The sequence below is a fragment of the Lysobacterales bacterium genome, from assembly GCA_016721845.1.
GTDB lineage: Bacteria > Pseudomonadota > Gammaproteobacteria > Xanthomonadales > Ahniellaceae > JADKHK01.
The window spans coordinates 1,607,564-1,624,820 of the sequence record JADKHK010000013.1 but is presented as its reverse complement, the minus strand read 5'-3'; the positions used below and the strand labels follow the sequence as shown (position 1 = coordinate 1,624,820).

At 64.8% G+C, this 17,257-nt stretch carries 16 protein-coding genes; 6 read left to right on the top strand and 10 right to left on the bottom strand.

The window, feature by feature from the left end:
* Window positions 1-7 precede the first annotated feature (7 nt).
* From IPP28_14910 to IPP28_14900, 3 genes are all read left to right on the top strand, one after another.
* On the top strand, window positions 8-1,960 hold the full coding sequence (locus IPP28_14910; protein MBL0042285.1) for a S9 family peptidase: 1,953 nt from the start codon (window positions 8-10) through the stop codon (window positions 1,958-1,960).
* A 92-nt stretch (window positions 1,961-2,052) separates the two neighbouring features.
* The gene (locus tag IPP28_14905) at window positions 2,053-2,763 is read left to right on the top strand and encodes a pseudouridine synthase (protein MBL0042284.1); all 711 of its coding nucleotides are present in this window, start codon (window positions 2,053-2,055) and stop codon (window positions 2,761-2,763) included.
* On the top strand, window positions 2,760-3,683 hold the full coding sequence (locus IPP28_14900) for a 2OG-Fe(II) oxygenase (GenBank protein MBL0042283.1): 924 nt from the start codon (window positions 2,760-2,762) through the stop codon (window positions 3,681-3,683). The genes IPP28_14905 and IPP28_14900 overlap by 4 nt, the downstream gene beginning before the upstream one ends.
* 36 nt (window positions 3,684-3,719) lie before the next feature.
* Here IPP28_14900 and IPP28_14895 read toward each other — a convergent pair whose 3' ends face one another.
* From IPP28_14895 to IPP28_14870, 6 genes are all read right to left on the bottom strand, one after another.
* Window positions 3,720-4,004, bottom strand: a complete 285-nt coding sequence (locus IPP28_14895) for a hypothetical protein (GenBank protein ID MBL0042282.1) — start codon at window positions 4,002-4,004, stop codon at window positions 3,720-3,722.
* Window positions 3,976-4,248 (bottom strand): BrnT family toxin, encoded by a 273-nt coding sequence (locus tag IPP28_14890; protein ID MBL0042281.1) that lies wholly within the window; start codon window positions 4,246-4,248, stop codon window positions 3,976-3,978. Before IPP28_14890 ends, IPP28_14895 begins: the two co-directional genes overlap by 29 nt.
* Window positions 4,249-4,293: 45 nt before the next feature.
* A complete protein-coding gene (sugE, locus tag IPP28_14885) occupies window positions 4,294-4,614 on the bottom strand; it encodes a quaternary ammonium compound efflux SMR transporter SugE (protein ID MBL0042280.1) in 321 nt (106 codons plus the stop codon).
* Complete coding sequence (speB, locus tag IPP28_14880) at window positions 4,611-5,588, bottom strand: agmatinase (GenBank protein MBL0042279.1); 978 nt, start codon at window positions 5,586-5,588, stop codon at window positions 4,611-4,613. The genes sugE and speB overlap by 4 nt, the downstream gene beginning before the upstream one ends.
* A 141-nt stretch (window positions 5,589-5,729) precedes the next feature.
* Window positions 5,730-6,845, bottom strand: a complete 1,116-nt coding sequence (gene ald, locus IPP28_14875; protein ID MBL0042278.1) for an alanine dehydrogenase — start codon at window positions 6,843-6,845, stop codon at window positions 5,730-5,732.
* Between the two features lie 47 nt (window positions 6,846-6,892).
* Window positions 6,893-8,257: an aspartate aminotransferase family protein gene (locus IPP28_14870; GenBank protein MBL0042277.1), complete on the bottom strand. Its 1,365-nt coding sequence runs from the start codon at window positions 8,255-8,257 to the stop codon at window positions 6,893-6,895.
* A gap of 120 nt (window positions 8,258-8,377) precedes the next feature.
* Here IPP28_14870 and IPP28_14865 point away from each other — a divergent pair, with 120 nt between their 5' ends.
* The 3 genes from IPP28_14865 to IPP28_14855 all read left to right on the top strand — a co-directional run bounded on the left by IPP28_14865 (window position 8,378) and on the right by IPP28_14855 (window position 11,636).
* Entirely contained in the window at window positions 8,378-8,926 is a 549-nt protein-coding gene (locus IPP28_14865) for a cupin domain-containing protein (GenBank protein MBL0042276.1), read from the top strand.
* Between the two features lie 192 nt (window positions 8,927-9,118).
* A complete protein-coding gene (locus IPP28_14860) occupies window positions 9,119-10,618 on the top strand; it encodes an aldehyde dehydrogenase (protein ID MBL0042275.1) in 1,500 nt (499 codons plus the stop codon).
* Window positions 10,611-11,636, top strand: a complete 1,026-nt coding sequence (locus IPP28_14855) for a hypothetical protein (GenBank protein ID MBL0042274.1) — start codon at window positions 10,611-10,613, stop codon at window positions 11,634-11,636. Before IPP28_14860 ends, IPP28_14855 begins: the two co-directional genes overlap by 8 nt.
* Here the strand turns inward: IPP28_14855 and bla are convergent.
* From bla to IPP28_14835, 4 genes are all read right to left on the bottom strand, one after another.
* Entirely contained in the window at window positions 11,633-12,481 is an 849-nt protein-coding gene (gene bla / locus IPP28_14850; protein ID MBL0042273.1) for a subclass B3 metallo-beta-lactamase, read from the bottom strand. The genes IPP28_14855 and bla overlap by 4 nt on opposite strands.
* Before the next feature lie 128 nt (window positions 12,482-12,609).
* The gene (locus IPP28_14845; GenBank protein ID MBL0042272.1) at window positions 12,610-14,406 is read right to left on the bottom strand and encodes a hypothetical protein; all 1,797 of its coding nucleotides are present in this window, start codon (window positions 14,404-14,406) and stop codon (window positions 12,610-12,612) included.
* Window positions 14,407-14,553: 147 nt separating this feature from the next.
* Complete coding sequence (locus tag IPP28_14840) at window positions 14,554-15,810, bottom strand: hypothetical protein (protein MBL0042271.1); 1,257 nt, start codon at window positions 15,808-15,810, stop codon at window positions 14,554-14,556.
* Window positions 15,811-15,951: 141 nt separating this feature from the next.
* Window positions 15,952-17,256 carry an FAD-binding oxidoreductase gene (locus tag IPP28_14835; GenBank protein MBL0042270.1) on the bottom strand — a complete coding sequence of 435 codons (1,305 nt, stop codon included), beginning with the start codon at window positions 17,254-17,256 and terminating at the stop codon, window positions 15,952-15,954.
* Window position 17,257: the final 1 nt, after the last annotated feature.

The following is a 17,257-nucleotide window of genomic DNA, read 5'->3' as shown; positions in this document are numbered from 1 at the left end:
CATGGTCATGTCGAATCGCATACGCCTGTTGTTTTCCGTTGCGGCCTGCGCCGCGTTCCTCGCGTCCGGTTGTTCGATGCACGAGCAGCGCGCCGAGGCGAGCGCCGAATCGGCCGCCGCGGCAGCGCCCGCGCGTCCGGCGAAGTCTTACGACATCGCCGACTTCATCGATACCGTCTCGGTCTCGGGGGCGTCGTTCGCACCGGATGAGAGCCGGCTGCTGTTCTCGTCGAATCGCAGCGGCATCTGGAATGCCTACACGATGCCGGTCGGAGGCGGCGAGTGGACGGCCGTGACCCAGTCGACGACCGACAACGTCTATGCCATCGGCTATTTTTTTGACGATGCGCGCATGCTGGTGACGCGCGACCAGGGCGGCAACGAACTGAATCATGTCTACGTCATCGAGGCGGATGGCCGCGAGCGGGATCTCACGCCGGGCGACAAGCTCAAGGCGGCGTTCGCCGGGTTCAGTCATGCGGGCGATGCCTTCTATCTGAGCAGCAACGAGCGCGACCCCAAGTTCTTCGATCTGTATCGCTACGACGCCCGGACCTATGCGCGTGAACTGGTGTTCCGGAACGATGCAGGCTACGAGCTGGGCGAGATTTCCGACGACGGCCGCTACATCGCGCTCGGCAAGACGCGCACCACCAACGACAATGACCTGCACCTGTTCGATCGAGACAGCGGCAAGGTGGTGCACCTGACGCCACATCAGGGTGATGCGCAGTTTTCGGCCCAGGACTTCGCGCCGGACGGACGGTTTCTCTACTACACCAGCAACGAAGGCAGCGAGTTCGCGCGCCTCCGCCGTTACGAATTCGCGACGGGCACCCACAGCGACGTGCGCAGTGCGAACTGGGATATCACCGATGTCGCGTTTTCGCACAACGGCAAGTACCGCATCGACATGACCAACGTCGATGGCGCCACCGTCGTCGAACTGTTCGACGTCGCCAGCGGTACGCCGGTCGCGTTGCCGCGCCTGCCCGCAGGTGAAATCCGCAATGTGCGGATCTCGCGTTCGGAAGCGCGCATGGCGTTCTACGTGAATGGCGACCGCCAGCCGAACGATCTGTACGTGCTCGACTTCGGTCAGGCGCAGCCGGTGCGCCTGACCACCTCGCTGAGCGCGCGCATCGATGCCGCCGATCTGGTCGATTCCAGCGTGGTGCGCTTCAAGGCGCGCGACGGTCTGGAGATCCCGAACATCCTGTGGAAGCCGCAACAGGCGACCGCGACGAACAAGGCACCGGCGATGTTGCTGGTGCATGGCGGACCCGGTGGACAGACGACGCGCGCCTACAACTATGCTGCGCAGTATCTGGCGAATCACGGCTACGTCATCCTCGGCATCAACAACCGCGGCAGTTCAGGTTATGGCAAGTCCTTCTTTGCCGCGGACGATGGCAAGCATGGCCGTGAACCGCTCTGGGATTGCGTGGATGGCAAGGCCTTCCTGCAGACGCTTGACTACGTCGATACCGACCGCATCGGCATTATGGGCGGCAGTTACGGCGGCTACATGACCGCTGCCGCACTCGCCTTCCAGCCCGAGGAATTCAAGGTGGGCGTCGACATCTTCGGCGTCACCAACTGGCTGCGCACGCTCGAGAGCATTCCGCCGTACTGGGAAAGTTTCCGCGAGGCGTTGTACCAGGAGGTCGGCAATCCCGAGACGCAACGCGATTTCCTGATCGCCACCTCGCCGTTGTTCCATGCCGACAAGATCACCAAGCCGCTGATGGTGCTGCAGGGCGCGAACGATCCGCGCGTGATCAAGCCGGAATCCGACGAGATCGTGGCGGCGGTGAAGAAGAACGGCGTGCCGGTCGAATACGTCGTGTTCGATGACGAGGGCCACGGCTTCACCAAGAAGGAAAACCAGATCCGTGCCTACGGCGAGATCCTGAAATTCCTCGACACGCATCTGAAGGGCGCGAAGCCGGCGCCGTGACCCTGTCCGGGGTGCCGGGCCTTCACGCTGCGGTGTGACGGCTCGGCGCCGATGTGCCAGCATCGCGCCCCGTTTTCGATCGAAACCCCGCCATGCGCATCAGCAAACACATCGCCGATACCGGATTCTGTTCGCGCCGCGAGGCCGACAAGCTGCTGTCCGAGCGCCGCGTCACCGTCAACGGCGTGCCGGCCGCTGTCGGCACGATGTATGCCGAGGGCGACGACGTGCGGGTCGATGGCCAGGGCCTGCGCGCACGCGTCAAGAAGGCCGGGCGCAAGCATGTCTACATCGCGCTGAACAAGCCGGTCGGCGTGACCTGCACGACCGATACTTCGGTGAACGGCAACATCGTCGACTTCGTCGGCCACGAAAAGCGCGTCTTCCCGATCGGGCGCCTCGACAAGGACTCCGAGGGACTGATCCTGCTCACCAGCAATGGCGACATCGTCAACGAGATCCTGCGTCACGAGAACGGCCACGAGAAGGAATACTTGGTCGGCGTGAACAACGAGGTCACACCCGAGTTCCTGCGCGGCATGGCCAAGGGCGTGCGCCTGCACGAACAGATGACCAAGCCCTGCAAGACCGCCCGCATCGCCCGCTTCGGCTTCCGCATCGTGCTGACCCAAGGCCTGAACCGGCAGATCCGCCTGATGGCCGCGGCCTTCGGTTATCGCGTCAAGCAACTGCGGCGCGTGCGCATCGACAACGTCAAGCTCGGTGCGCTCAAGATCGGCCAGTGGCGCAATCTCACCGACGCCGAATTGCACGGACTGATCCCGGGCCGGACCGACTGGTGAGCGCGGTGCCGGCGTCGATCGTCTCGGATACGGTGCGGTCCGATGTCGCGTGTTGGCGTGCCGCGTTCGATGCCGCGCAGCCGTTCCGCCACGTCGTCATCGACGATTTCCTGGTGCCGGAATTCGCGCATGCGCTGCTGACGGAATTTCCGCGCTTCGAAGCCGGCAACAGCGTCGGCGACGATGGCCGACCTGGCGGCAAGTCGGTGCTGGAGAACCTGCCGTCGATCGGTGCCGCTTACCGGCATCTCGACGAGGTCATCCGCAGCCGCAACTTCCTCGACTTCGTCGGCGCCATCACCGGCATCGACGGCCTGTTGTACGACCCCTTCTACCTGGGTGGCGGCACCCACGAGAACCGCGATGGACAATGTCTGCAGGCGCACATCGACTTCAACTATCACCCGAGCGAGCGCTGGCATCGGCGATTGAACCTGATCGTCTACTTGAACGAAGCTTGGTCGGAGGCCTGGGGCGGCCATCTCGAACTGTTCCGTGATCCCTACGTCGACCGCGTGCCGATGCAGCGCATCGCGCCGGTCTTCAATCGCTGCGTGATCTTCGAGACCACGGAACACAGCTGGCACGGCTTCGACCGCATCGCGTTGCCGCCGGAGGCATCGGGTCGCTCGCGCAAATCGGTCGCGCTGTACTTCTACAGCCACGATCGACCGGCTGCGGAAACCGCGGGCAAGCACAGCACACACTATGTCGATGCGCAGTTGCCGGAACGCTTCGTCGAAGGCCGCGTGCTCGATGCCATCGACGTCGCGACCCTGCACACCCTGATCGCGCAACGCGATGGTCAGTTGCAGAGACTCTATGCCGAGAACGCGCGCCTGCTGCAGGCGCAGGAACGCGGCTTCGCCGGCCAGTTGCTGTACCTGCTCAAACGCGCCTACGTCCGCTTCCGCCGCTGAGACGGTTGGAGCGCCTTCAGGCGTGATTCGTGGAACCTACTTCTTGCTGCTGGATTGTTTCGGTGCCGATGATGTGCGTCGCGATGTGGGACGGGTGCTGCGCTCGGCGACACCGATCAGTGATCGAAGCGCATCGTTGACTTCACGCTCGGTGGAGAAGACACGGGCGACGTCCGGTGCCAGCAACACCAGATTCGTTCCTGCTTCGAATTGCCGCAGGTATTTCCCGCGCACGCCAACGCCCAGGTCTTCGGTCCGGTACTCGTCTCGAAGACTGTTGTTCGATGTCGATTTAGCCTTGCTCGTAGATCTTGCGCTCATGCCGGGTCGCCTCTCGGGCGCTGATGATGCGGATGCGGTAACCACGCTCCACGTGGGCGATGACGAGTAGAAGTCGTCCTTTCGACATGCCGAAAGTGATCCAGCGCGCTTCGCCCCGTGAATGATCCGGGTCGGGGAAAGTGTACGCCAACGGATCGCCAAACACCGTCGCAGCCTCGATGAAGGACACACCGTGCTTGCGGTGATTGGCGGCGGCCTTGGCTGGGTCCCATTCGAACTCCATGGCTGAAGTCTAGCGCCGGGGCTGTTTGGGCTGCAGTCGGCCGTGTCAATCTGATGTTGCCAGCTTCAACCCGACGATGCCCGCCACGATCAATCCGACGCTGGCCATGCGCCAGAAGTCGGCGGATTCGTTGAACAGCACGACGCCGAGCACCACCGTGCCGACCGCGCCGATGCCGACCCAGACCGCATAGGCCGTACCGACCGGCAGCGACTTCATCGCGATCGCAAGCAGGACCATGCTCGCGACCATCGTGATCACGGTCCAGAAACTCGGCCACAACTTCGTGAAGCCCTCGCTGTACTTCAACCCGATCGCCCACGCGATTTCGAGCAGGCCGGCGAGAAAGAGAATGAACCAGTTCATCGCGCCGGACGATCCGGATACCGCGATGCGATGACTGCGAGCAGTTCGTGCGCGATGCTGGCGGCGGCCAGCGCGGTGATGTCGCTGACGTCGTAGGGCGGGCTGACTTCGACGACATCGGCGCCGATGACGTTCAGGCCGGCGAGGCCGCGGATCAGGTGCAGGGCATCGTGCGTGCTGAAACCGCCGACGACCGGCGTGCCGGTGCCGGGCGCGTAGGCGGGGTCAAGGAAGTCGATGTCGAAGCTGACATAGCAGGGCTGCGCGCCGACGCGTTCGCGGATCGCGGCGAGGGTCGCGGCGAGGCCATGCGCATGCATCCAGTTCGCGTCGCGCACGTCGTATCCATGCGATTCCGGATTGAAGGTGCGCAGGCCGAGCTGGATCGAGCGGGCCGGATCGACCAGGCCCTGCTTCGCGGCGTGGAAGAACATCGTGCCGTGGTCAATGCGGCCATCGGCGTCTTCCCAGGTGTCGCTGTGCGCATCGAAATGGATCAGCGACAGGGGGCCGTGTTTCGCGGCGAGCGCCTGGAGGATCGGGTAGCTGACGAAATGATCGCCACCGAGGGCCAGCGGCAGCACGCCCGCCGAAACAATCGCTGCAACCTGATCGCGAATCGCATCGGGTACGCGCTCGGGGCGGCCATGGTCGAAATGGAGATCGCCGAAGTCGATGACGTGCAGGCGATCGAGCGGATCGAAATCCCACGAGTACGGGCGGCACCAGGCCAACGATGCGGACGCTTGGCGGATCGCACGCGGACCGAAACGGGTGCCGGGTCGATTCGTCGTGGCGGTATCGAACGGGATGCCGAACACGGCGACATCCACGTCGGCGAGGTCTTTCGTGTAGGTCCGGCGCAGGAAGCTGAGTGCGCCGGAGTAGGTCGGTTCGGCCTGGGTACCGTAGGGCGATTCGCGCGTGAACGCGAGGTCGGTGCGGGAGGGGAAGTGGGATTTGTCGTTGGACATACGATCAGCGAAAGCGCCCCTCATCCGCCCTTCGGGCACCTTCTCCCCGCTGCGCGGGGCGAAGGAAAGACATCGATTGCGTCTCTCGTTCCCTCGCCCCGCGCAGCGGGGAGAGGGCAGGGTGAGGGGCGCTCTACCAGGTCACGACTTCAAGGCTTCCGCCGCCGGCACGTAGTCGTAGCCAAGGTCCTTCGCCACTGCTTCGAAGGTGATCTTGCCGGCGTGCACGTTCAAGCCGTTGAGCAAATGGCCGTCATCGAGCATCGCCTTCTTGCCCTTGTTCGCGAGTTGCACGGCGAACGGCAGCGTGGCGTTGGTCAGCGCGAAGGTCGAGGTACGGGCGACGCCGCCGGGCATGTTCGCGACGCAGTAGTGGATGATGCCGTCCACTTCGTAGGTCGGATGCTGGTGCGTGGTGGCCTTCGAGGTCTCGAAGCAGCCGCCCTGGTCGATCGCGACATCGACCAGTACCGAACCCGGACGCATCAGCGACAGGTGCTTGCGCGACACCAGCTTCGGCGCTGCGGCACCCGGAATCAGCACGGCCCCGATGACGAGATCGGTCATCGGCAGCAGGTCTTCGATGGCGTCGATGGTCGAGTACAGCGTCGTGATCTTGTCGCCGTAGAGCTCGTCGAGGTACTTCAGGCGATCGAGCGAGCGGTCGAGGATGGTGACGCGGGCATTCAGGCCCATGGCCATGCGCGCGGCATTGATGCCGACCACGCCGCCGCCGATTACCAGCACTTCCGCCGGCTTCACGCCGGGCACGCCGCCGAGCAGCACACCGGAACCGCCTTGCGCCTTTTCGAGCGCATGCGCACCGGCCTGGATCGACATGCGGCCGGCGACTTCCGACATCGGCGCCAGCAGCGGCAGGCCGCCCTTGCGGTCGGTGACGGTTTCGTAGGCAATCGCGGTGCAACCGGACTTCACCAGCGCCGCGGTCTGGTCCGGATCCGGCGCCAGGTGCAGGTACGTATAGAGCAGCTGGCCCGGACGCAGCATCTTGCATTCACCCGGCTGCGGCTCCTTGACCTTGATGATCATGTCGGCGCGGGCGAAGATGTCCTCGGCCGTATCGACGATGCGGGCGCCGGCCTTCTCGTACATCTCGTTGGTCAAGCCGATGGATTTGCCACCATCGCGCTGCACGATGACCTGATGGCCATGATGCGTGAGTTCGCGGGCGCCGGCCGGCGTCAGGCCGATGCGGTATTCGTGGTTCTTGATTTCCTTGGGTACGCCGATCAGCATGACTGCCCTCCCGGGGCGTTGAACGAAAACGTGAATGCGGCTGCGCCTTACGCAGTGGCGCGAATCGTATCCGCGAGCGTCGAGAAAATCCTGTCGATGTGCGACTTGTCGAGAATCAGCGGCGGCGACAGCGCGATCACGTCGCCGGTCACGCGGATCAGCAGATCCTTGTCATGGAAGCAGGTCGTGAAGATGTCATAGGCGCGCGCACCGATCTTGCCCTCGCGCGGCGCCAGTTCGATCGCGCCGATCAGGCCGAAATTGCGGATGTCGATGACGTTCGGCAGGCCCTTGAGCGAGTGGATCGCGTCCTGCCAGTAGCCTTCGAGTTCGATCGCCTTCTCGAACAGGTTTTCCTCTTCGTAGATGTCGAGCGTCGCCAGTGCCGCAGCGCAGGCCAGCGGATGGCCCGAATAGGTGTAGCCGTGGAAGAGTTCGATCGCGCCCTCGGGTCCGGTCATGAAGGTGTCGTGGATCTTGTCGGACGCGATCACCGCGCCCATCGGCACCGAACCATTCGACAGGCCCTTGGCGCAGGTGATGAGGTCCGGTGTCACCCCGAAGCGCTGCGCCGCGAAGGCCTTGCCGACGCGACCGAAGCCGGTGATGACTTCGTCGAAGATCAGCAGGATGCCGTGCTTGTCGCAGATCTCGCGCAGACGCTTGAGATAACCGTCCGGCGGAATCACCACGCCGGCGGAACCGGCGATCGGCTCGACGATGACCGCGGCGATCGTGCTGGCGTCATGCAGCGCGACCATCCGTTCCAAGTCTTCCGCGAGTTCGATGCCATTCGGTGGCAAGCCCTTCGAGAACGCATTGCGACCGATATCGAGCGTGTGGCGCAGATGGTCGACGCCGGGCAGCAGCGGGCCGAAGAACTTGCGGTTGTTCGGCAGGCCGCCGACCGAGATGCCGCCGAAGCCGACGCCGTGATAGCCCTTTTCGCGACCGATCAGGCGCGTGCGCGAGGCTTCGCCGCGGGCACGGTGATAGGCCAGCGCGATCTTCAGTGCGGTATCGACCGACTCCGAGCCCGAATTGGTGAAGAACACGCGGCTCATGCCTTCCGGCGAGATCGCGGCCAGGCGTTCGGCCACCTTGAACGGCAGGGGATGACCCATCTGGAAGGTCGGCGCGAAGTCCATCGTCGCGATCTGCTGTTGCACGGCAGCGACGATGCGGTCGCGGCCATGGCCGGCATTGCAGCACCACAGGCCGCCGGTGCCGTCGAGAATCTCGCGGCCATCCACGGAGGTGTAGAACATGCCCTTCGCGGATGCGAGCAGGCGCGGCTTCGACTTGAACTGTCGGTTGGCCGAGAACGGCATCCAGAACGCCCCCATCTGTTCCGGCGACGAGGTCGCTTCGTTCGCGTAATGGCTGTGGAAGGGGGCGAGTTCGCTGCGCATGTCCAGGCTCCGTGAAATAACGGGCACGCTAGCAGTGTCAAATAAACTTTACAACGGCGCGCCGATGTTGGACGCTCACGGCTCGCACTGTTCAACATTTCGCATCACGGAGGCGTCGGCGTGGACATCGGGCTGCGACTGCAGGCGGTACGCAAGGCCAAGGGCCTGAGCCAGCGCGAGCTGGCCAAACGGGTCGGCGTGACCAACAGCACGATCTCGCTGATCGAGCAGAACAAGGTCAGCCCCTCGATCAGTTCGCTGAAGAAGGTGCTCGACGGCATTCCGATGTCGCTGGCCGAATTCTTCACCGCCGACTTTGAGGTCAGCGGCCCGGACAGTCCGTTCTACCAGCCGGACGACATGCCCGATCTCGGCACCAACGGCATCCACTATTTCCTCGTCGGGCAGCGCCGCGACAACCGCCAGATGACGATCCTGCGCGAAGTGATGCCGCCGGCCAGCGATACCGGCGACACCATGATCACCCACGAGGGCGAAGAGGGGGGCGTGGTCTTGCAGGGGCAGGTCGAGATCACCGTCGGCGACAACGTCCGCGTGCTCGGTCCCGGTGAAGCCTATTACTTCGAATGCCAGCGCCCGCATCGTTTCCGCAACGTCGGCCAGGGCGACGTCATCATCGTCAGCGCCAGCACGCCGCCGACGTTCTAGCTCTTCCTTCTCCCTGCGCAGCGGGGAGAAGGTGCCGAAGGCGGATGAGGGGCGCGCTTCGGCAAGGACTTACCCCTCACCCGGCGCTCCGCGCCACCCTCTCGCCGCGCTGCGGGGCGAGGGAGCAGCATCAGCACTTCCTCTCGTCCAATCAGCGAGGGAAGACCGAATACGAACGAACGGGAACGAGTCATGAACATCCCCACCCAATCCGACTGGCAGGCCAAGGCCGCCGCGCTGCGCTTTCCGTATCAGGCCTTCATCGACGGGAAACACGTGGATGCGCTGAGCGGCGCGACCTTCGACGCGCTCAGCCCGATCGACGGCGCCGTGCTTGCCAAAGTCGCGCGCTGCGACCAGGCCGATGTCGGTCGCGCGGTGCAGGTCGCACGACGTGCGTTCGAAGCGGGCCACTGGTCGAACAGCAAGCCGACGCATCGCAAGAAGGTGCTGGTGAAGTTCGCGCAACTGATTCACGACCATCGCGAGGAGCTGGCCCTGCTCGAATCGCTCGACATGGGCAAGCCGGTGATGGATGCGTTGAACGTCGACGTCGCCGCCAGCGTGCGCTGCATGAGTTGGACCGGCGAGGCGATCGACAAGGTCTACGGCGAAGTTGCAGCCACCGGACATGACGAACTGGGCCTGGTGACGCGCGAGCCCTTGGGCGTGATCGGCGCGATCGTGCCGTGGAACTTCCCGATGCTGATGGCGACGTGGAAGATCGCGCCGGCACTGGCGACCGGCAACTCGGTCATCCTGAAGCCCAGCGAGAAGTCGCCGCTGACGGCCCTGCGTCTGGCCGAACTCGCGATCGAAGCCGGCATTCCGGCGGGCGTGCTGAACGTCTTGCCGGGCTACGGCCGTGAATGCGGTGAACCGATGGCCTTGCACATGGGCATCGATGGTCTCGTGTTTACCGGCTCGACGGCGGTGGGTCGTCATCTGCTGACCTGCGCCGGTCGCTCGAACATGAAGCGTGCCTACATGGAGTGCGGCGGCAAGAGTCCGAACCTGGTCTTCGCCGACGCGCCGGACCTGCAGCGTGCGGCCGAGGCCGCAGCCAGCGGCATCTTCTACAACCAGGGCGAAGTCTGCACGGCAGCATCGCGCCTGCTGGTTGAGCGTTCGATCAAGGACGAGTTCGTCGCGATGGTGGTCGAGGCCGGCAAACGTTACCAGCCCCGCCATCCGCTCGATCCCGACGCCGCGACGGGCGCGATGGTCGACGAAGACCAGACGCGTCGCGTGCTGTCCTACATCGAGCAGGGCCAGGCCGACGGCGCGCGCCTCGCGCTGGGTGGGCAGCGTGTGCACCCGGTGGCCGGCGGCTGCTACATCGAACCGACGATCTTCGATGACGTCGCGCATACGCACACGATCTCGCGCGAAGAAATCTTCGGGCCGGTGCTCAGCGTCATTGCGTTCGACGACGAGGCACAGGCATTGCGCTACGCGAACGACAGCGACTTCGGCCTCGCCGCCGGCGTGTGGACGCGCGACATCAGCAAAGCCCATCGCGTCGCACGCAAACTGCGCGCCGGCAGCGTCTGGGTGAACTACTGGGACGGCGGCGACATGACCGCGCCCTTCGGCGGTTACAAGCAAAGCGGCAATGGCCGCGACAAGTCGCTGCACGCGTTCGAGAAATACACCGAAGTGAAAGCGACCTGGATCAATCTCGATGCGTGAACGAGTGCGACGAGTCGTGTCGCTCGCACGAGTCGTCGTCGTGATGACCGCGTGCTTGACCGCGGGGTGCTTCCGCCACAGCGGCGATGCGCCCGACTTCCCGACACCGCTTAGCGAAACGACCTGCCCGGACCTGTCGGGCTCGTTCGCGATGCAGGCGGACGCGGGCAGCCAGGTCGACTGGAGCAACACCGCATACACGCACACGCTGGGCGGGCCGGCGACGGTACTGTCGCTGTTCGATTCGGGCGGGTCGGCGATGACCACGGTGTTCCATCGCGACCCGGCCGAGTTCGCCGCAGCGATTGAACGTTTTCGCAAGGAACGTCCGGCCGAGTACGCGGCGTGGCGAAAGCAGGCCTTGACGCTGTTCGACCCGATGCGCGGCGTGTTGAAGGTGCGCAGGGAATTGCCGTTCGACACACTGAGGCAACTCGGCCCGGTGCCCGAATGGGGCATGCACGGCCGCAAGGGCGAATGTCGCGACGGCTGGTGGGTCGAGCAGGGCGACTACGACACCGAGATCGCGATGACCCGCGACGTGCGTGGCGGCTTGCAGGTGCGTTTCGACAAGACCGAACGCAAGGTCATCAGCCTGTGGGCGGAGACCGGTGCCGGCATTCCGTACTCGATCCACACGCACTCCCGCTGGGCGCGCTTCGTCCCGGCCGAGGTGCCGTCGTTCTGGACGCCGACGGTGCAGAACCTGCCGCTCGACGAACGCGCGCAGACGGCGCCTGATCCCGATGGCTGGTTGCAGAAAGACGAGGACCCGCGCATCGTCGACCTGCGTATCCGCGCCAGGAAGCTGATGGGCGCGGACGCCCAGTTGCTGAACTTCCGTCGCGAAAGCGACTACGTGCTGTTTACCGGCACCTTGCCGGATCGTGCCGCACTCGACGTGCTGCTCGCATCCCTCAAGGCGCAACCCGAGGTCGCCGGCGCGACGCTGGAAAGCACGATGAACATGAACTTCGGGCGCGTGCGCTTCGTCATCCACCTGAACTTGAAGCGCTAGTCGATCGGGGCCTGCGTGCGCTCCGTCGCGAGGCGCTGGTCCAAGCGGGCTGAAGCCTCGTCGGCATAGGTCTGGCAGGCGCCGGCATCGACCAATGCGTCCTTCGCCTGACGTTCGAACAGGCGCGATTGCGACGGATGTGCCGAGATCAGCAGGTCGCAGGGCAGTGCGCGCACCTTCTCGATGCTGCTGCGAAACGTCGCGATCCGTTCCGGGTCGTCGCCGAATTGGAAGTCGTCGTGCGACACCGGATTCAGGCTGTCGGCGAACACCAGGTCGATGCAACGATCCCCTTCGCAGTCACGCCACGACCAGGACGCGCCACCCGGCGTATGGCCCGGCGTCGCATGCGCGGTCAGTGTGGTGTCGGCGAGCGTGATGGTTTCCCCATCGGCCATCGCGCGCACCTTCGCGACGGGCGGAAATTTCATGAAATCGCCGTAACCGGCCTGCGGGTCGTCATCGGGCACGTCGCCTTTCCGCAACGCATCGGCGCCGGCGTCGGTCGACAGCACCGTGGCACCGCTTAGCCGCGAGAGCGCGGCCACGCCACCGGCGTGGTCGTAATGCGGATGCGAGACGGCGATGTACTTCACGTCGCGCACATCGCGACCGATCGACTTCAGCCCGGCGATGATGCCGTCCATCGACTGCGGCAGCCCGCCGTCGATCAGGATCACGCCGGCGCCCGTATCGATGGCCACGACGCTCAGTCCTTCCGGTCCGATGTAGTGCGAACCGCCGAACAGCTTGAACGGCGGGTGCGCCGCGTTCCACGCGTCGCAACTGTCGCAGACGAAGGGTTTCAGGTCGGCGGGCAGGGTGTCCTGTGCAGTCGCGTCCATCGTGTACTCCTTGGCGGGGTGTCGACTGTCGATGCCCCGCGAGGCGCGACGATGGCGCGCAGACGACGCCGATCAGGCGATTTGCGGGCGGCGATTCGCAGCCGCCCGCGTGGACCGATGGGGCGAGATCAGTCTTCGAAGCCGTTGCCGAGGATCGTATCCAGCGAGTTCAACGTGAACAGGTAGTCCATGTTCACCGGTGCCGAACCGACGCGACTGGCCACGCAACGCACACTCGCGGACTGTGCCTGTCCGGTCACCTGCATGCTGACTTCGACCGGCAGAACCGTACCGCCGGCCGTGATCGTCTGGCTGTCGTTGCCGGTCACCGCGATGACACCCGAGAGCGGCGCACAGGTCAGGCTGGCCTGGCCACCGACGGCGCCGCCCTGGGCGGTGAACGTCAGGGTGCCCGATGCCAGTTGGCCGACGGTTTGTCCGTTCAACACGGTGGTGCTGCCCACTTGCGGGGACACCGGCTGGACCAGCGGGCCGAGCGGGCTCGCGTTGGGCATGAAGAACGCATATTCGAAGCTGTAGGTGTTGCCATTGGTGTTCGCGGTGCAGAAGACGCCGAGGTTGTAGCCCGCTTGCGTGTAGGTCATGGTCACCACGATCGGCGCGACGGTATCGCCGACGGCGATCGTCTGGCTGGCCGAGGCCGACAGCGTCGCGGCGTTGTTGTTGTCGGTGCAGACCAGGCTGGTGGTGCCGGCGCCGGTGCCACCGGTGGCCGCGAACGTGATGCTGCGGGTATGCGTGGTGTTGATCAGACCGTCGGGCATGAACAGGCCGATGCCGGGCGTGGGGGCCACGGCGGAAATCGTCGGCCCGATGTGAGGGATCGCCTCGGCCTCGACCGCGCCGCGATCGACGGTGGTGTTGACGATGCGCGCATCGCCCTTGAAGTCCGTGCTCGACAGTTGCCCGGTCGGATTGTTGATGCCGCTGTCGCGCAAGGGTGAAATGGTGTTCGGGATGATCAGCGATCCGACCTGGGTCCACTGGGCGTCACCCGTGGTCGTGCCGGTTTCCGAATTCGGGCTGCCGGCCATCGACTTCGTGCCGAAGTGGTTGTTCCGCAGTGTGAGGCCGGTGGGCGCGTCCGAGCGGAACTGGAAGCTGCTGGCGGCGCTGGAAGTGTTGTCCGCGACCGCGTTGTTGGCCAGCGTCACGATGCCGCCGGCACCCAGTCCCGCCGCTGCACACGCGCAATGGTTGTCGAAGATGCTCGCATTCGAGAGGATGGCGAAGGCCGTGCCGCTGGCACGAATGAAGATGCCGCCCGTGCCTTGCGTCGAGTTTCCGAAGACCATGATGTTGCGCAGCTTGGCATTGCCCGAACCGCTGTGTTCGACCAGCACGGGCTGGGTGAAGGCGGTCGAGCTGGCGGCCGCGATGACGAGCAGGTTCTCGGCGAGCAGCGACGACACCGCCGAGCCGGTGACGCGCCATTCCAGGCTCGTGCCCGAGTTCTGTACGGATGACGACCCGCGTGAAATCGTGAAGTTGCGGAGGACGACATCACCTTCGAACGGCCCGGTCAGCACCTGGAACTGAAGCGCCCGACCGCTGAAATTCGAGTCCAGGACGGTATCACTGGGATCGGTCGAGATCTGGCTGTTGCAGTTGTTGCCGCTGCTCCAGCCACCGGTGATGGTCAGGTTCTTGTCGAGATCATTCGCGCCGGGCGTGAATCCCCAGCGTGGATTGCCGACCGGGTTGGAGGTGCCGGAGAGCGTGGTCGCAACGATGCGGATCTCGTCGTCCTGATTGTTGCTGGCGGCGGAATTCAGTGCGTTGGCCAGTTGCGTGCCGGTGCTGACGCAGTGCTGGGCGGCTTGGGCCGCGCCGCACCCCAGGGCCAGCCCCATCAGGGCGACGGCGAGGTGGCGGCGAGGGCGTGATCCAGTTGCTGCGTTCATGGCGATGTCTCCGATCTGTGGCTTCCCGATTGGAGGAACGGAGAAACCGCGGAAACCGGACATGGCCATGTGTCTGGATCGTGTCAGCCCCGACCGTGGGGGCTCGGCGCCGATCGCACCCCTGGGCGCAGGCATGTTGTGCTGGCTCTATTCGAACGAATCTCGCAGCAGCAGATCGCCGAGGCGGAAGCGATTCGTATTGTCTGCGGCCTGGGTCTCGTTCGAGTTCGAGGTGGTGCTCGCAACCACATCGCCGGCATTGCCGTCATAAGTGCCCGTGACACGGACGGTCACCGAACGGCCTTTCCAGAGATTGCTCAGCGGGAAGGGCACGTAGAGGGCGGCGCCTGTCTCGTAGCGCTGCACCATGATCTTCGGAGTGCAGGTGGGCAGGCCATTCGGATCTTCCTGGCAGCCATTGGTGGTCGCGGCGGTGATGCTGGTCGGCAGCGTGATCTGGATGGTGGGCGACATCGCGCGCGCTTCGCCGGCATTGTCGACGACGATATCGATGGTGACGGGATCGCCCGAGGTGGGCGACGGATCCGTCGCGCCGATGCCGATGCCGAGATCGGCATCGCAGCTGTAGCCACCCAGCAAGGCCACGCCGCGAACGTAGTCAGGCGAGAAGCTGACGCTCGGCGAGACCGTGCCGTCGGCGAACCAGAAGTTGAAGCGTGAATTGATGTTCGACCCGATGAAGCCTGTCCGGGTGACGGCCCCGATCGTCCGGGACTGGCATGGGTCCCAGACGGCGCCCAACGTCTCGCCACTGGTCGCGAGGACAACCGGAATATCGGTGGTCAAGTAAGGCGCCTCGGACATGATCCGCTCATAGACCACCGTGCCGTCGCCTGACCAGTGATAGAAGAAATCGTCGACCGGGTTGTAGGCGATGATGTCGCCGCTCGCTCCTGCGCCGAGCGATCTGGCCATGGTCTTGGCGGCGGTATCCTTGTCGATCAGAAACAAGGACTCCGGAATCGACGCACCATCGTCGGTGACACCAAACAGTTGGCCGTCTTCCCGGAATGACAGCGAGGAGAAGGTGTCGCCCAGGTTGCCGATCTGGGTCGCAACGCCTGTCGCCAAGTCGATCGTGGCCAAGACGCGGCCACTCACGGCACTGACTTTCAGGATGGCATAGAGCTTGCCGTTGTCGCCGTCGTTGGGCGGAGCGAGGGTGGGATGCACGGTCAGCCCGGTAATGCCGGTGATGAAGAATCCGGGCAAACTGACTTCCTGGCCATCGATCCAGGTCAGCGTGTCCGGGTCGAAGACGTAGAGACTGCCATTCTCGGGCGCCGGACCGTTCTGGAAGGGCGAGGTCCCGTAGAGCTGCGCATGGGCCATCGGACTGACGGCGATCAGTGCCAAGGCGATCGTGCGGTGCAGTCTTTGCATGTCAGCGACTCCGAGGGCCGGTGTGCGAACACTATCGGCAATGAAGGTGTCGGCGTGGATCGCTGCTGCGAACCCGAGGCTGGATCCAGATGGAGGTCTTCCCTCGCTGGCGCGATTTTCCGGGCGGTGAATCGGCGTGGTTCACCACAACGCATCCCGCAGCTTGTACCAGGCCATCGCGGCGACGAGCAGGGGCGTGCGCAGGGTGCGGCCACCGGGAAAGGGGTGGTGCTGGATCCGGGCGTAGTGGTCGAGGCGGCTGGTCTGGGCAGTGATGGCTTCGGCAATGACGCGGCCGGCGAGACCGGTGGCCGCGACGCCGTGGCCGCTGAAGCCCTGCGCGAAGTAGATGTTCGACGTGAGCCGGCCCCAATGCGGGGCGCGATTCAGCGAGATATCGACGTAGCCGCCCCAGACATGATCGAGCTTCACGCCGGCGAGCTGCGGGAATACACGGGTCATGCGCTGGATCATGGTTGCGCGCAGGTTCAAGGGTTGCAGCGTCGAATAACTCGCGCGACCCCCGAACAGCAGGCGGTGATCGCTGCTCGGACGAAAATAGTCGAGAGCCCAGTTGATGTCGGCGACGGCGATGCCGTTCTTGATCAGCGTCTGCATGCACGCTGCGCCGATCGGCTCGGTCGCGCCGATGTAGGTGCCGACCGGCATCACGCGCGCATCGAGTTCGGACGCGAGGCCGTGCACGTAGGCATTGCCCGCGAGCACGACGAAGTCGGCTTCGAGCTCGCCATCGGCGGTGCGCAGGCGTGGCTTCGAGGTCGCGCCATCACTGCGCACCAGTTCGATCACTGGCGACTGTTCGTAGATGCACACGCCTGCGGCCAGCGCAGCGCGCCCCAGGCCCAGCGTGTAGTTCAGCGGATGCAGGTGCCCGGACTTCGGGTCGAACAGGGCGCCGAGATAGCGATCACTGGCGATTTCCGCGCGCTGGCGCTCACGATCCCACCACTCGGTTGCGTAGCCGAAGTTCTCCCGCAGGTCCTGCTGCCAGGCGCGCAGTTCGGCGACCTGGCGCGGCTTGATCGGGACATGGGCATGGCCGTCGCGCCAGTCGCAGTCAATGCCGTAGCGGGCGATGCGTTCGCGCACCAGATCGACGCCTTCGACCGACCAGTCGAACAGCTTGCGCGAATCGTCGATGTTGACGAGCGAGGTGATCTTCGCCTGATCGCAGCCATAGCCGAAGATGACCTGGCCGCCATTGCGACCGGACGCGCCCCAGCCGACGCGATGCGCTTCGATGATCGCGACCTTGAGTCCACGCTGGGTCAGTTCCAGCGCCGCCGACAACCCGGTCAGGCCGCCGCCGAGGATGGCGACGTCGACGCGTTCGCGGCCCTGGAGGCGCGGTTGCGATGGCCAGGGAGCGGACGTCGTCGCGTACCAGGAGTCGTGCGCGGCATCGCGGTCGCGGATCGTGCCCATG